13 protein-coding genes are annotated in these 15,625 nt (G+C 40.0%); all 13 read left to right on the top strand.

From position 1 onward, the window contains the following. The first annotated feature begins 71 nt into the window (after nucleotides 1-71). The 13 genes from nagE (at nucleotide 72) to asnS (ending at nucleotide 15,489) form a co-directional block, all read left to right on the top strand. Nucleotides 72-1,970, top strand: a complete 1,899-nt coding sequence (gene nagE / locus C9J36_RS08980; RefSeq protein ID WP_107942874.1) for an N-acetylglucosamine-specific PTS transporter subunit IIBC — start codon at nucleotides 72-74, stop codon at nucleotides 1,968-1,970. Between the two features lie 12 nt (nucleotides 1,971-1,982). Then, the gene (gene nagA, locus C9J36_RS08975; RefSeq protein ID WP_107942873.1) at nucleotides 1,983-3,137 is read left to right on the top strand and encodes an N-acetylglucosamine-6-phosphate deacetylase; all 1,155 of its coding nucleotides are present in this window, start codon (nucleotides 1,983-1,985) and stop codon (nucleotides 3,135-3,137) included. A gap of 79 nt (nucleotides 3,138-3,216) precedes the next feature. Beyond that, nucleotides 3,217-3,933 carry a sugar isomerase domain-containing protein gene (locus C9J36_RS08970; protein ID WP_107942872.1) on the top strand — a complete coding sequence of 239 codons (717 nt, stop codon included), beginning with the start codon at nucleotides 3,217-3,219 and terminating at the stop codon, nucleotides 3,931-3,933. 12 nt (nucleotides 3,934-3,945) lie between these two features. Continuing rightward, nucleotides 3,946-4,209, top strand: coding sequence for an HPr family phosphocarrier protein (locus C9J36_RS08965; protein WP_153061600.1), 264 nt, complete (start codon nucleotides 3,946-3,948; stop codon nucleotides 4,207-4,209). Next, nucleotides 4,209-5,915 (top strand): phosphoenolpyruvate--protein phosphotransferase, encoded by a 1,707-nt coding sequence (ptsP, locus tag C9J36_RS08960; RefSeq protein ID WP_201261931.1) that lies wholly within the window; start codon nucleotides 4,209-4,211, stop codon nucleotides 5,913-5,915. Before C9J36_RS08965 ends, ptsP begins: the two co-directional genes overlap by 1 nt. A 14-nt stretch (nucleotides 5,916-5,929) precedes the next feature. Next, nucleotides 5,930-6,634 (top strand): glucosamine-6-phosphate deaminase, encoded by a 705-nt coding sequence (locus tag C9J36_RS08955; RefSeq protein WP_107942870.1) that lies wholly within the window; start codon nucleotides 5,930-5,932, stop codon nucleotides 6,632-6,634. Between the two features lie 373 nt (nucleotides 6,635-7,007). Next, nucleotides 7,008-7,769 carry a tRNA threonylcarbamoyladenosine dehydratase gene (locus tag C9J36_RS08950; RefSeq protein WP_107942869.1) on the top strand — a complete coding sequence of 254 codons (762 nt, stop codon included), beginning with the start codon at nucleotides 7,008-7,010 and terminating at the stop codon, nucleotides 7,767-7,769. A 360-nt stretch (nucleotides 7,770-8,129) separates the two neighbouring features. Further along, a complete protein-coding gene (locus tag C9J36_RS08945; protein WP_107942868.1) occupies nucleotides 8,130-9,305 on the top strand; it encodes an amidohydrolase in 1,176 nt (391 codons plus the stop codon). A gap of 188 nt (nucleotides 9,306-9,493) precedes the next feature. Continuing rightward, entirely contained in the window at nucleotides 9,494-12,277 is a 2,784-nt protein-coding gene (gene dinG, locus C9J36_RS08940; RefSeq protein ID WP_107942867.1) for an ATP-dependent DNA helicase DinG, read from the top strand. A gap of 19 nt (nucleotides 12,278-12,296) precedes the next feature. Beyond that, entirely contained in the window at nucleotides 12,297-12,467 is a 171-nt protein-coding gene (locus C9J36_RS08935; RefSeq protein WP_066162562.1) for a YpmA family protein, read from the top strand. 9 nt (nucleotides 12,468-12,476) lie between these two features. Next, nucleotides 12,477-12,959, top strand: a complete 483-nt coding sequence (locus C9J36_RS08930; protein WP_066162564.1) for a cell wall elongation regulator TseB-like domain-containing protein — start codon at nucleotides 12,477-12,479, stop codon at nucleotides 12,957-12,959. Nucleotides 12,960-12,974: 15 nt separating this feature from the next. Then, entirely contained in the window at nucleotides 12,975-14,165 is a 1,191-nt protein-coding gene (locus tag C9J36_RS08925) for a pyridoxal phosphate-dependent aminotransferase (protein WP_107942866.1), read from the top strand. Between the two features lie 28 nt (nucleotides 14,166-14,193). Next, nucleotides 14,194-15,489, top strand: coding sequence for an asparagine--tRNA ligase (gene asnS / locus C9J36_RS08920; protein ID WP_066162571.1), 1,296 nt, complete (start codon nucleotides 14,194-14,196; stop codon nucleotides 15,487-15,489). Nucleotides 15,490-15,625 lie beyond the last annotated feature (136 nt).

The raw sequence follows: 15,625 nt of genomic DNA, 5'->3' as shown, positions 1-15,625 counted from the left end.
CTAGAAAAGCGTTTTCATTTTATGTATACTTGTATAGACAACTAGTCCAAAGATTAAAGGGGGATTATTCAATGTTAGCTTTTTTACAGAAAATTGGTAAATCATTAATGTTTCCAATTGCCACCTTACCAGCAGCAGCATTGCTCGTTCGTTTTGGGCAAGAGGATATGCTGAATTTACCTATTATTGCAGCAGCTGGTGACGGTATTTTAGGCAATCTACCACTTATATTTGCTATCGGGATTGCGATGGGGTTAGCCTTTGATACGAGCGGAGGAGCTGCGCTTGCAGGTGCAATCGCCTATCTAGTATTAACTAGTGGCTTAAAAGCATACGATGAAGCGATTAATATGAGTGTGTTTGGCGGTATTATTTCAGGTATTATTGCAGGGTTATTATACAATAAGTTTTATAACGTGAAATTTCCAGAATGGTTATCCTTCTTTGGTGGTAGGCGCTTCGTACCGATTATTACATCGATTACAATGACCGTATTAGTATTTGTTTTCGGTGTCATTTGGCCACCTATTCAATCCGTAATTGATAGTGGGGCAGGATGGATTTTAGGTGCAGGTGGTTTAGGTGTAGGCTTATATGGCTTCTTTAACCGTTTATTAATTCCAGTCGGTCTTCACCACGTTATGAATACGATTGTTTGGTTCGATTTCGGCTCATTTACGAATGCAGCTGGGAATGTTGTGAAAGGTGATATTAACCGTTTCTTAGCTGGAGACCCAACAGCAGGAACGTTTTTAGCAGGCTTTTTCCCGATTATGATGTTCGGTTTGCCAGCGGCATGTTTAGCAATGTATTTTGCCGCGAAAAAGGAAAAGCGTGCTGCGGTAGGTGGGATGTTCCTATCCATCGCTTTAACCGCATTTTTAACTGGGGTAACAGAGCCAATTGAATTTACTTTTATGTTCTTATCACCAGTATTATACTTTGTGCATGCTGTATTAACGGGTGTATCATTATATATTACAGAAGCACTAGGTGTATTACACGGCTTTGGTTTCTCGGCGGGTTTAAGTGACTATTTACTAAATTTTGGTATAGCGACGAGGCCAGCATTAATTATTTTAATAGGCTTAGTATTCGGTGCAATTTACTTCATTGTATTCTACTTCTTAATTAAAATATTGGATTTAAAAACACCTGGACGTGAGGATGATGAGGAAGAGGCAGAGCTTGTAGGTTCAGCAGATGAAGTGTTAGATACAAAAGCTTTTTATATGATTGAAGGGCTTGGCGGTCCAGCGAATATAAGTGAAGTTGATTATTGTGCAACACGTTTACGTATGTCATTAAAGGATGTGACAGCAATCGATGAAGCCTTATTAAAACGCTACGGAGCAAGAGGCGTTATGCGCATGAGCAAAACAGCAGCACAAGTTGTAATCGGACCATCCGTTGAGTTTTTAGGTGATGCGATGAAAACGAGATTAAAGCAAGGGCATCCACCATTAAAAAATGAAGCTATCATGCCAAATGAAGAGCAGCAAAAGCCAGCAGTAAATGCCGTAATGGATGTAGCGATGCCTGCAACAGGTGAGCTATTACCATTAACAGCTGTGCCCGACCAAGTATTCGGAACAGGTATGATGGGACCGGGCTTTGCGGTAAACCCTACTGATGGCATATTCGTTTCACCGGTAGATGGTGAGGTTGCAATGATATTCCCAACGCAGCATGCGATTGGCTTACTAACGGCAGACGGTACAGAAATTTTAATTCATGTAGGTTTAGACACTGTAAAATTAAATGGCGAAGGCTTTGAAACATTCGTTAAGCAAGGTCAAACGGTGAAAAAAGGTGACCCGCTATTGAAAGTTGATTTACCTTTAGTCAGCGCAGCAGCACCATCAATTGTCACTCCTGTCGTATTTACTAATTTACAAGGTAAGGAAATTAAAGTGAAAGAAAGCGGCAAACTACAAAGTGGAGAAGCAATTCATATTGAAATTAATTAAGGACTGATAGTTATGACGAAGCCACTCATTTTAGAAAATGTTACAGTTGTGAATCATGATTGTTTAACAGAGCATTGTAGTGTGAAAATTGAAGGAACACAAATTGCGGCTATAACAAAAACGAATGAAAATGCTATAGGAATAGATTGTACAGGATATTATTGCTTACCTGGCTTTATTGATATGCATATTCATGGGGCGAATGGTGTTGATACGATGGATGCGACAATTACGTCGCTCCATCAATTTGCTACTGCACTTGTAGCAGAGGGAACAACAAGTTTTTTAGCGACGACGATGACGCAAAGTGAAGCGATAATTGAAGCAGCATTGCAAAATGTAGCGAGGTTCCAGCAAGGAATGGGGGAAGCCAATTTATTAGGCATTCATTTAGAGGGTCCCTTTATATCGCCTCATTGCGCAGGTGCACAGCCAATTGAGTATATACAATTGCCTTCAATTGAGAAATATCGACGTTGGCATGAATTAAGTGGCAACGCAATTAAACAAATGACTATTGCGCCAGAACAAGGAATGGAGCTTGTCAACTATGCACAGCAGTTAGGGGTTGTCGTTTCAATTGGTCACTCTAATGCTACAGCAAGGGAAACAAAAGAAGCTATTGCACAGGGCGTCACACAAGGAACGCATTTGTATAATCAAATGAGGGCAATGCATCATAGAGAGCCAGGCGTTGTAGGGACTGTTTTATTAGAAAAGGATGTATATGTCGAAATGATTGTTGACTTTATTCATATACATCCAGAAATGGTTGATTTAGCATACCGTTTGAAAGGTTCAGAAAAAATCATTTTAATTACAGATGCGATGCGGGCAAAAGGGTTGGCTTATGGAGAATATGATTTAGGCGGGCAGGAAGTCCATGTGACAAAATCGGGGGCTCATTTAGCAAACGGTGCACTTGCCGGTAGCGTTTTGAAAATGAATGATGCACTTCGGAATATGCAGCAGGCAACCGGTGCATCTTGGCAGGAACTTGCTCAAATGTCTTCATTCAACGCCGCAAAACAGCTAGGTTTATCACAAAAAGGCTATATTGATGCTGGAAAAGATGCGGATTTAGTAATTATCGATGAAAATTTCCAAGTACAATATACGATTGTTAATGGTCAAATCGTTTACTCTGCATCAACAGACAGACATTAAACTTCTTTAAAAAAGTTTTATTTTAATGATAAAACACAGTAAAATAATAAATAATTACTTAGGATTGCGAGGTGAGTAAATGCATCAATATTTTAAAAATATTCAGCAATTGCTGAATAAGGTGGGGCAACAAGAAGAACAATTAAAAGAAGTTGCCGAAATGACGGCTAAGAAGATTGGAAAAGGCGGTATTATACAGCTATTCGGTGCAGGGCATTCCTTCCTGCTAGCTGAGGAACTATTTTATCGTGCTGGTGGACTCGTGCCAGTTAAAGCGATTTATATTGAGCCATTAATGCTTGCTGCAGGACCTACTACATCTTCGCGTAATGAGCGAAAAGAAGGGGTTGTGCTCGCACATCGCCATTTGTTTGATATTCGACCAGAAGATATAGTCATTATTATTTCGACTTCAGGTCGCAATGCCGCACCAATTGAAATGGCATTTGAAGCGAAGGAACGAGGGGCATTTGTTATTTCTTTGCAATCATTATGCTATACTGAACAGGAAAGCACACATAGTAGTGGCATGCGTTTAGAGCAAATTGTGGACGCCGTTTTTAATACGTCAGTGCCTATTGGAGATGGGGTTTTACAAAGCGGTGACTATCAATATGGAGCAAGCTCTACAGTTGTTGGTGCAGCATTGCTCAACGCATTCGTTAGTATGGTTATTGAACAGCTATTAGCAGTACAGCAAGAAGCACCTGTGTTTGTTAGTAATAATATTAACCAGTCTACTTCTCAAAACGATAAATACTGCAGGCAGTTTGAAAACAGAATTACATTCAATTAGGAGGAATTTATCATGGAAAAAACTTTCACAATTACAGCAGCAGAAGGATTACACGCTCGCCCATGTACATTATTAGTGCAAGGAGTTGCTCCATTTCAATCAAATGTAACAATTGCTTACAATGGTCGTGAAGCCAATTTAAAATCAATTATGGGTGTTATGGCGCTTGCTATTCCATCTGGCGGTGCTATTACGGTAAGAGCTGAAGGCGATGATGCGGCTGCAGCACTTGCAAAGGTGGAGGAAGTAATCAAAACACAAGGAATTGGTCAATGATGAGACAATTGCAAGGCATTGCGGTTTCGGAGGGCGTAGCTGTTGCAAAAGCGTATCGCTTAGCAGAGCCTGACCTATCGATTACCGAGCGAGACACGATTGAGCCATCTGCGGAAAAGCAACGCTTTCATCTAGCGGTTGCGAATGCAAAAACGCAGCTTGAGAAAATTCGTGATTATGCGATTTTGATGGTCGGTGAGGAGGAGGCAGAAATTTTTTCTGCCCACTTACTTGTGTTACAAGACCCTGATTTCCATGCGGCCATTGAAGGGGAAATCGACCAGCATGTGCAAGCAGAAAAAGCTTTGCAAAAAATAGCACAGCAATTTATCGATTTATTCAGCCAAATGGATAATGAATATATGCGTCAGCGTGCAGCAGATATTGAGGATGTAGCGCGCCGTATTTTAGCCTCTTTACTTGGTAAAGTGCTGCCTGATGTATCTCAAATTGACGAGGAAGTTGTATTAATTGCTTACGATTTATCGCCATCTGTAACAGCGCAATTAAATAAGCAATTTGTGAAGGGCTTTATTACGACAATAGGTGGACGTACATCACATACAGCGATTCTAGCAAGAACATTGCAAATTCCAGCTGTTGTAGGTGTAAAGGAAGCGGAAACAATTGCACATGGTGAGCTTGTGTTGTTGGACGGTGTATCTGGACAATTAACAATCAATCCATCAGAAGGCATTCGACAAGCAGCGGAGCAGCGTATGGCAGTGCAAGCACAGCGAGAAATACAGTTACAGCAATTCGCGAATAAAGAAAGCGTGACAGAAGACGGTGTGCATGTTGAGCTCGCAGCGAATATTGGTAGCGTTCAAGATGTAGAAGCCGTTTTAAAAGTAGGTGCTGACGGTGTCGGTTTATTCCGTACAGAGTTTTTATATATGGATAGCACTTCATTACCTACAGAGGAGCAACAGTTTGAACTCTATAAAGCAGTACTTGAAAAAATGAATAATAAGCCAGTCGTTGTGCGTACACTTGATATAGGTGGTGACAAGCATTTAGAATATTGGCAGTTACCGAAAGAGGAAAATCCTTTTTTAGGTCAGCGTGCTATTCGGCTTTCTTTAGCAAATGAAGACATATTCGTTACACAGCTTCGCGCATTATTACGCGCAAGCAAATACGGTAATTTGAAAATTATGTTCCCAATGATTGCAACAATTCAGGAGCTACGTCAGGCGAAAAGTATTTTACAAATACAGCATGATGCTTTAGTAAATGAAGGTGTAACTATCGGTGAATATGAAATAGGCATTATGATTGAAGTGCCGTCAGCAGCAATTTTTGCAGATGTTTTAGCACGTGAGGTTGATTTCTTCTCAATCGGTACAAACGATTTAATTCAGTATACATTTGCAGCCGACCGCATGAATGAGTCGATTGCTTATTTATATGAGCCATTCCATCCAGCAATTATTCGCTTAATTGCGCAAGTGGCTTCAAGTGCTCGTAAGCATGGTATTTGGACCGGAATGTGCGGTGAAATGGCTGGCGAACCACTTGCATTACCTGTACTTTTAGCATTAGGATTGGATGAATTATCGATGAGTGCAAGCGCCGTATTACCTGCGCGGGAAAATTTATTGAAGTTAAATAAACAAGCTTTACAACAGCAAGCAGATAAACTTTTGGCATGCGAATCAGCTGAGCAAATCAAAGACTGGGCTAATCGAGTGTACAATCATTAAGGGGGAAAATATTTATGGCAATACAATTGAAATCTTTTGAAAATATCGATGAGCTTTATGACTTTGCCGCACAATTTTTACAGCAAAAAGTAAAGGATGGTGCAAAGACATTTGGTTTAGCTACTGGTGGAACGATGCAACCCCTCTATAAAAATTTACGTCAAAGCGATGTAGACTTTTCAAATTGTACGAGCTTTAATTTAGATGAATATATTGGCTTGCCTGACACGCATCCAGAAAGTTACTTTACATACATGCAAAAGGAGCTTTTTGAGCAAAAGCCATTTAAAAAAAGCTATCTTCCTAATGGTTTAGCGGAGGATATAGAGCGAGAAGTACAGCATTACAATGATTTACTTGAACAGCACCCAATTGATGTTCAGCTTTTAGGAGTAGGGGAAAATGGACATATCGGCTTCAATGAGCCTGGCACATCATTTTCTAAAAAAACGCATGCTGTTACATTAACTGAATCAACACGTCAGGCAAATGCCCGCTATTTCAATTCGATTGATGAAGTACCTGTAAAAGCAATTACGATGGGAATTGCTAATATTTTGCAATCAAAAGAAGTGCTACTAATTGCTGTTGGAGAGAAAAAGCGAGCAGCTTTGGAATCTTTATTCCAAGACGCACAAACTGTAGATTCACCAGTTACAGCATTACAGCAACATGCGAATGTATTAGTATTAACAGACTTAAATATTTCACTTGCCTAATTGCGATTTTTTGTATATATTTTTCAAGTATAATAAAGAGGCTGTCTGAAAAGTAGGCTAACATGCCATTTTTCAGACAGCCATTGCTATTTTTGAGGTAGAAAAGTGAGAATGATTTTTGAAAGGTTAAAAACACGGACTTGAAAGTCTTTCCGCTAAAATTTAAAATAAAAAAGTATAACTAATTTTTTGGATGAATGGAAGGAATCTAGATTTTTGACCAGTTTGTATACATTTTTATCAAAGTACTAGTAATTCAATAAAAGGTGGCTTTATCAGCGTGAGAAACACTCTATAAAAATGTAAGAAATGCACTTGTGTAAATCTTTTTGGTAGCCATGCAAAATAATTTTGAAAGATGGAGAGAGAATTTATGTTACATCAATTTTCGCGCAATGAGCTTGCAATAGGAAGTGAAGGATTAGCGCTTTTAAAAAATACGACAGTTGCTATTTTAGGGGTAGGTGGCGTAGGTTCCTTTGCAGCCGAAGCGTGCGCACGTAGTGGTATCGGACGTATTATTTTAGTGGATAAGGACAATGTGGATATTACAAATGTTAATCGTCAATTAGTTGCTTATTTATCAACCGTCGGTAAATCCAAATCAGCAGTGATGAAGGAGCGCATTGTAGATATAAACCCTGAATGTGAAGTTATCGATATGCATATGTTTTATACCGAAGAAACATATGAGCAATTTTTTGCACAGGGCATCGACTATGTAATTGATGCAAGTGATACAGTTATGTATAAAATTCATTTAATGAAGGAATGCCTAAAACGTAATATTCCGATTATTTCAAGCATGGGTGCAGCTAATAAAATGGACCCTACACGTTTCCAAATCGCGGATATTTCAAAAACGCATACAGATCCTCTAGCAAAGATTATTCGTACGAAGCTACGCAAAGAGGGCATTAAAAAAGGCGTTATGGTCGTCTTTTCAGACGAATCCCCTGTCGTTGTGCGTGAAGACGTTGTACAGCATGTAGGTAAGCCTGATGCTACAATCCGCAAAGCAAAAATGCCACCGGCTTCCAATGCTTTCGTACCATCTGTAGCAGGTTTAATCGCAGCGAGCTGGGTTGTCAATACAATTGTTAAGGATATTCATATTGCTCGTGTGAATGATTAATAGTTATAAAATTAAATGGTTGTCAGAAAATGCTGCACTCGCATGTTTTTCTGACAACCATTTACTGTTTTTTAACTTCTTTTAACCCGTTGCTGAAGAGAAACTCAGCCTATGAAGATTGCGTAGTAAGATGATGACTGAATGACCCGCATAAAACCTCCGGCGGTTATCAAAGAAAGGTTTGCATGATGCGGGTCAATTAACCGTTGGTGATTTCAAGTTAACTCGAAGGAATCGGAATATAGTTAGCTGTGACATAATTGCTTAAATGTCTATAATTATTAATTACCCTCGTGACTTGCTATTAATATTTTGCTACTATTAAAAATAGTCAGAAAAATAGTTTTGGAGGGAAGAAAAATGAATGATTTATATGAGCTTTTAGAACAGTATTTTGAGGAAATGGTCGAAATTCGTAGATATTTACATGAAAATCCAGAGCTATCTCATGAGGAAGTAGAAACACCAAAGTATATAGCTGAGTACCATCGTGCATTAGGACATGACGTAAGAGAATTTGTTGGCGGGCGGGGTGTCGTGGCAAAATTACATGGTACAAAACCCGGGAAAACTGTAGCACTACGCGCGGATTTCGATGCTTTGGCTATTCAGGAACAAAATACATTTTCCTATAAGTCCAAAATCGATGGGAAAATGCACGCATGTGGCCATGATGGACATACCGCAACCTTAATGGTTTTAGCGAAAGCGTTAAATAAAATGCGTGAGCATATTGCAGGGACAATTGTCTTTATTCATCAATTTGGTGAAGAGGTGACTCCGGGTGGGGCGTTGCCAATGATTGAGGATGGCTGTTTAGATGGTGTAGATGTTATTTATGGCACACATTTATCTGCTGGCGTTCCTTTAGGGGCTATTTCAGTAAAGGAAGGACCTTTGATGGCTGCTGCGGATGGATTTGAAATTACTATTCATGGAAAGGGAGGGCACGGTGCATCCCCTCATGATACGAAGGATGCTGTAATGATTGGCTCGCAGTTCGTTGTGTCAGCACAGCAAGTAGTCGGTCGACGTGTTAATCCTGTTCGACCAGCCGTCGTGTCTGTATGTCATTTTGAAGCTGTAAATCCATTCAATGTAATCGCAGACTCGGCTGTTTTAAAAGGAACTGTTCGAACATTTGATGCCAACGTACGCGACCAAATTGAAAAAGAGCTTGAAGAAGTATTGAAATCAGCTTGTTTACTTTACGGGGCTGATTACACGTATAACTATAGTCGAGGCTACGCTCCTGTTATAAACGATGCGGAAACGACGCGTCGCTTTATGGAAGAAGTAACAAAAGTGCCGAAAGTAGAGGAGCTTGTCGTAGCTGATTTAGCAATGGGCGCAGAAGACTTTGCTTATTATTTAGAAAAAGTGCCTGGTACATTTTATTTCACAGGAGCGAAAAATCCAGAATGGGAAATCGCTTACCCCCACCATCATCCCAAATTCGATATTGATGAAAGAGCGTTATTAATTGCTGCTAACACGCTTGGGCATGCAACATTATCTTATTTACAGCAGTCATAAATTACTGAAAAAGTGAAGCCAACTTTGGCTTCACTTTTTTATGTAATTAGGTCAAAAGAATAACTCGCTCATAAAACAAAATAATTCTAGTGAAAGACCATATTTCGCTCTTTCGGTAGAGCAGTCACATGACCAACAAGCCTTTCTATGATAAAATTTGTCTATTCGAAATGAACAGTGAGTTGATAATGATGGAAAGTCAAAAATATGCAATAGTGGATTTGGAAACGACAGGTCATTCGTATATAAATGGTGATCGCATTATTCAAATTGCCATTGTTATTATGAAGGAGTGGCATATTGAAAAGACATTTACAACTTTTATAAATCCACAGCAGCCAATTCCTTTATTTATTCAAGACTTAACTAATATTACAGATACGGATGTAGCGAAGGCGGGGGCATTTGAAGCATACGGCCAAACGATTTATGATTTATTACAGGATGCTATCTTTGTGGCCCACAATACGGATTTCGATTTAGCATTTTTACAGGCAGAGCTAAGTCGGGCTGGCTTCCCAACGTGGCGAGGGAAAAAGCTGGACACTGTAGAGCTTTCTAAAATCGTTTTTCCGACTGCATTAAGCTATAAATTAGGTGACCTAGCTCAGGAGTTAAATATTCCACTAAAGCAAGCGCATCGTGCTGATGATGATGCGAAGGCGACGGCAAAATTGCTAAAAGCTTGCTGGAACAAGCTATTATCATTGCCGCAAACAACAATTGAACAGCTACATAAACGCTCGTTTCGGTTGAAATCTGATATTTCACATCTATTATTTGCAGCACTTCATATAAAGCGTAGCAAAGTGGTGGCAGAGGAAGGTTATCTTTATGCTTACGAGCTAGCTATTAAGCGACCACCTATGAATAAACAAAAAACAGCAGCAGAAAATGAATATCCAAAAACACGTAAAGAGAAGCTTGCCTTACTTCAAAAAGCACTTCCATCCTTCGAGGAGCGACCACAGCAATTTCAAATGATGGATATTGTTTGGCATAGCTTACAAGACCAACAAGAAACAATAATTGAAGCATCTACAGGCATCGGCAAAACCTTATCCTATTTGTTGCCGTCTTTTTACTATGCAAAGCAAAGTGGAAGAAAAATAGGCATTAGCACATATACATCTAATTTGCTAGAGCAATTAGTATATGAGGAGTTTGTTAAGCTAGAGCAAATAACTGGTGAGCGTGTGCATATTGCTTTATTAAAAGGGATGCAAAATTATATTGATATTGGACGCTTTGCTCAAATTTTAAAAGTAGATGATGAATCATATGATGAGGCTTTGGCGATTGCACAAGTCATTACATGGTTAGCAAAAACCGAAACAGGTGATTTAAGCGAGTTGAATATGTCAGGTGGCGGACAGCTCTTTTTAGAAAAAATCCGCAAATTACAGTGGACGGCGGCGCAGCAATTTGATTTTTACAGCTACGCAATTGAACAAAGCAGACATGCGGATATTATTATGACAAATCATGCGATGCTTTTAGCTGATTTAGTGCGCCAAGAGCAATTATTCGATACGATTGGCGGATGGATTATTGATGAAGCGCATCAATTTATTCAAGCAGCCGTGCAGCAGGATGAGAAAATCTTCTCCTATACTGCATGGAAATATATATTTGGACAAATTGGTTTGCCAGGGGAAGGGCAGCTTTTTGATAAACTGCAGCAAGTCGCTTTAATAACAGGGCGTGTACCAAAACGACTATTCAAGCAGGCAGAGCAAAGCTTTCATCGCTTAGTTGTCATGTTTGATGATGTGATGCAAGCCTTTACCTCACAGCTACAGCGCATAATACGCCAAGCTCACCGACAGGAGATGAAGCAAAGCGTAATGCTGTCAGAGCTCTCCATCGATGTACAGCACTGTGCACAAGTATCAAATTTAATGCAAAATTGGATTGATAGTGCGGAGCATATTTTACAGATGTTTTACGAGCATCGTGAGGAGATTACGCGCACAGAGCAATATATTTTAGACGAATGGCAATATTGGATACACGAATTTAAAATCAAGGTCGCAGAATGGGACGAGTTATTTGTCATGAGGCAGGCGGATTATTTTGCATGGTTTGAGTTGGACCGACGCAGCATACCGGGCAGCATTCAATTATTGAAGAAGCCGCTCCATGTTACATCTAGCATCGAGCAATTATTTGCATCTATCCGAGAACGAGCAGCAATTATTTGGACATCAGGTACTTTAACAGTGCCAAATAATGAGCGCTTTATAGCAGACCAGCTTGGCATTACGCAAGATGTCCCGATTCATCAATTACAAGCAGCCTCAAGCTATTATCAAGGGGCACGCTGCTTTATCGTCACAGATATGCCAGATATTCAAACTGTGTCACAGCATGAATATATTGAGGAAATGGCTTATGCGATAACGAGGATTGTGCGCACAACTGAGGGACGCTGCTTCGTGCTGTTTACTTCTCAGGATATGCTGCGAAAAACAGTACTGTTAATTCAAGAAAGCAAATTGTTAGATGATTATATGCTATTTGCGCAAGGGATTACTGCGGGGAGTCGCATGCGTTTATTAAAATCATTCCAAAAGTTTAGTCATTCCGTTTTATTTGGTACAAATAGTTTTTGGGAAGGGGTCGATGTGCCGGGGGATGGGCTAGCTGCGGTCATCGTTGTACGCCTACCATTTTCCGCCCCAAATGAGCCAGCCTTTAAAGCGAAATCTCAAATGCTGCAAGCGAAAGGGCATAATGCTTTTACACAGCTAGCTTTACCTGAGGCGGTGTTACGATTTAAGCAGGGCTTTGGGCGTTTAATCAGGTCCTCACAGGATAGTGGTGCATTTATTATTTTAGACCGTCGAATTGACGCTAAATCATATGGGAAGGAATTTCTTTCAGCATTGCCACCGATTTCTATTCAAAAACTATCTCTCGAACATATGGTACAAGCGCTTGGAAATTGGTATAATAACAGACATGAGTAAAGAAAGCAGGTTGACAATAATGGAAAGTAAAGTCGAAGTATTATCAGTTGTGAAAATAAACTACCAATCTGATCTATATAAAATTGTCGACACGCTAAATCGAACATTAAAAGAGCAAAATTTAATGTTTGGTTTAGCGCTCGACCCTGAAGATCAAGAGAAAGCAGTTTTCACAATTTATCGCACTTAAGGTGATTCAATGAAAAAGTGGATAATTTTTAGTACAGTCTTTCTCGTCTCTTTGTCACTTGTTATCTCCATTTTAGTACTCTGGAAAGCCAATGCGCCATTTAATAAAATGGAGAAGCAGGCTGAGCAATTAGCGCTCGTCACAAAATCGCTCGCGATTGTTTCGGAATCTTATGCCTATAATGGGAATAAGCCGTATATTACTGTGTTCGGGGTAGACGAATATGGTAAGGAAAAAGCAATTTTTGTTCCAATCACTTTAGAAGAAGATGCGATTCAGGAAGTGTTTTTGCAGGACGGAATTACGAAAGAACAAGCGCTGGCAGTGTTGCATGATGAGGCGACAGTAAAAAAGATACTTCATACAAAATTAGGCTTTGAAGAGCAAGGTGCTGTGTGGGAAATTACATATTTGAACAATACAGATCAGCTCAATTATGTGTATATTTTGTTTGAAGACGGTCAATGGTGGAAACGTATTTTGAACTTGTAGAGGAGTAGATTTCATTTGAAACAACTGTTAGCAAACCGTGTAAAAACTTTAACGCCATCCTCGACTCTTGCAATTACTGCAAAGGCGAAGGAATTGAAGGAACAAGGTATTGATGTTATCGGATTAGGCGCGGGTGAGCCTGATTTTAATACGCCACAAAATATTTTAGATGCAGCAGCGAAATCAATGCAGCAAGGCTTAACAAAATATACGCCAGCAGGTGGCTTACCAGCATTAAAGCAAGCAATAATTACGAAGCTACAGCGCGATAATGCGCTCACTTATAAGGCAAACGAAATTATTGTCGGTGTTGGGGCGAAGCATGTGCTTTACACATTGTTCCAAGTTATTTTAAATGAAGGTGATGAGGTCATCATTCCAATCCCGTACTGGGTATCCTATCCCGAGCAAGTGAAGCTAGCAGGTGGAGTACCAGTATACATCGAGGGAACAAGCGAGCAGCAATATAAAATAACAGCACAGCAATTGGCTGCTGCCATTACAGAAAAAACGAAAGCTGTTATTATTAACTCGCCATCTAATCCTTCAGGAATGGTGTATAGCAGAGAAGAGCTAGAGGCATTAGCAGAAGTCGCTGAAAAGCATGATATTTTAATCGTCTCAGATGAAATTTATGAAAAGCTTTTATACAATGGAAATAAGCATTTTTCAATCGCACAAATTTCACCAGCGATTAAAGCGCGCACAATTGTTATTAATGGCTTAGCAAAATCGCATTCGATGACAGGCTGGCGCATCGGCTATGCAGCGGGTGATGCAGAAATTATTAATGCGATGACAGACTTAGCATCTCACTCTACTTCAAATGCTACGACGACTGCCCAATATGCAGCAATCGAAGCTTACAATGGTCCACAAGACGCTGTAGAAGAAATGCGACATGCATTTGCATCGCGCTTGGAAAAAATTTATCCGCAAATTGCGGCGATTCCGGGCTTTAAATTATTAAAGCCAGAAGGAGCTTTTTACTTACTACCAGATGTAGCCGAAGCAATGGAGAAAACAGGTTATGATAATGTCGATGCATTTGCGGAAAGTCTATTAACAGAGGCAAATGTAGCTGTAATACCGGGCTCAGGCTTCGGTACAAATACGACAATTCGTTTATCCTATGCCCTTTCTTATGAATTATTAGAAGAGGCGGTTCGTCGTATAGACAAATTTGTAAAATCAAAATGGCAATAAGCATTGCTTTTTGTAGTTGGAGGATATTATGAAGAAAATTATGATTAAAGATATGCCACAGCATATCGGGGAGACAGTTAAATTAGGCGCATGGCTTGCAAATAAGCGTTCAAGCGGCAAAATTGCCTTTTTACAATTACGTGATGGCACAGGCTTCGTTCAAGGTGTTGTCGTAAAGGAAGAAGTTGGCGAGGAGCTGTTCGCAAAGGCAAAAGGCTTAACGCAAGAAACATCTATGTACATTATCGGTGAAGTGAAGGCCGATGAGCGTTCAACGTTTGGCTGTGAAATGAATGTAACGGGCATTGAAGTACTTCATGAGGCAGTTGATTTCCCAATTACGCCAAAAGAGCATGGTACAGAATTTTTAATGGATAATCGTCATTTATGGCTACGTTCACGCAGACAACATGCGATTATGAATATTCGTAACGAAGTGATTCGTTCGACTTACGAGTTTTTCAATAATAACGGTTTTACGAAAATGGACCCACCTATTTTAACTGGCTCTGCACCAGAAGGAACATCCGAACTATTCGCTACGAAATATTTTGATGAAGATGCCTATCTTTCACAATCAGGTCAGCTCTATATGGAGGCTGCAGCAATGGCATTAGGACGCGTATTTTCATTCGGTCCGACATTCCGAGCTGAAAAATCAAAAACGCGTCGTCATTTAATTGAGTTTTGGATGATTGAGCCGGAGATGGCATTCGTTGAGCATGACGAAAGCTTGGAGGTTCAGGAGCAGTATGTTGAGCATATCGTCCAATCTGTATTAGCAAATTGTAAGCTTGATTTAGAGCGCTTAGGTCGTGATACATCGAAGCTTGAAACTATTAAAGCACCATTCCCGCGTATTTCATACGATGATGCAATTAAATTTTTACATGAGCAAGGCTTTGATGATATTGAGTGGGGCGATGATTTCGGTGCACCGCACGAAACAGCAATTGCTAACCATTACGATAAGCCTGTATTTATTACATGCTATCCGACGGGCATTAAGCCATTCTATATGCAGCCACACCCAGAGCGTGACGATGTCGTGCTTTGCGCAGACTTAATTGCACCAGAGGGCTACGGTGAAATTATCGGTGGTTCTGAGCGTATTTATGATTATGAATTATTAAAATCTCGCCTTGAAGAGCATGACTTAGATATGGCTGCATACGCTTGGTATTTAGAATTATGTAAATACGGTGCAGTACCGCACTCAGGCTTTGGCTTAGGCTTAGAGCGTACAGTTGCTTGGATTTCGGGAACAGAGCATATTCGTGAGACAATTCCATTCCCACGTTTATTAAACCGTTTATATCCTTAATAAGGTCCGTCTGAAAAGCAGTGCTTGGCATGCTTGTTGGACGCATCTTCATAAATGAATAAGTAAAATTTGATTTTGGGCTGCTTGAAAGTAAACTTTACTTTCTCGACAGCCTTCTCTTATGAATAAGCTAGGA

This window comes from Metasolibacillus fluoroglycofenilyticus (assembly GCF_003049645.1).
GTDB classification, from domain to species: Bacteria; Bacillota; Bacilli; order Bacillales_A; family Planococcaceae; genus Metasolibacillus; species Metasolibacillus fluoroglycofenilyticus.
This window is presented reverse-complemented; position numbering and strand designations above follow the sequence as displayed.

Excerpts from the sequence above, each read along its gene's own strand:
- C9J36_RS08945 (WP_107942868.1), top strand. The coding sequence starts at position 8,130 with ATGAATGATTTATATGAGCTTTTAGAACAGTATTTTGAGGAAATGGTC.
- C9J36_RS08930 (WP_066162564.1), top strand. The coding sequence starts at position 12,477 with ATGAAAAAGTGGATAATTTTTAGTACAGTCTTTCTCGTCTCTTTGTCA.
- C9J36_RS08950 (WP_107942869.1), top strand. The coding sequence starts at position 7,008 with ATGTTACATCAATTTTCGCGCAATGAGCTTGCAATAGGAAGTGAAGGA.
- C9J36_RS08955 (WP_107942870.1), top strand. The coding sequence starts at position 5,930 with ATGGCAATACAATTGAAATCTTTTGAAAATATCGATGAGCTTTATGAC.
- nagE (WP_107942874.1), top strand. The coding sequence starts at position 72 with ATGTTAGCTTTTTTACAGAAAATTGGTAAATCATTAATGTTTCCAATT.
- C9J36_RS08965 (WP_153061600.1), top strand. The coding sequence starts at position 3,946 with ATGGAAAAAACTTTCACAATTACAGCAGCAGAAGGATTACACGCTCGC.
- asnS (WP_066162571.1), top strand. The coding sequence starts at position 14,194 with ATGAAGAAAATTATGATTAAAGATATGCCACAGCATATCGGGGAGACA.
- ptsP (WP_201261931.1), top strand. The coding sequence starts at position 4,209 with ATGAGACAATTGCAAGGCATTGCGGTTTCGGAGGGCGTAGCTGTTGCA.
- dinG (WP_107942867.1), top strand. The coding sequence starts at position 9,494 with ATGATGGAAAGTCAAAAATATGCAATAGTGGATTTGGAAACGACAGGT.
- C9J36_RS08970 (WP_107942872.1), top strand. The coding sequence starts at position 3,217 with ATGCATCAATATTTTAAAAATATTCAGCAATTGCTGAATAAGGTGGGG.
- nagA (WP_107942873.1), top strand. The coding sequence starts at position 1,983 with ATGACGAAGCCACTCATTTTAGAAAATGTTACAGTTGTGAATCATGAT.
- C9J36_RS08935 (WP_066162562.1), top strand. The coding sequence starts at position 12,297 with ATGGAAAGTAAAGTCGAAGTATTATCAGTTGTGAAAATAAACTACCAA.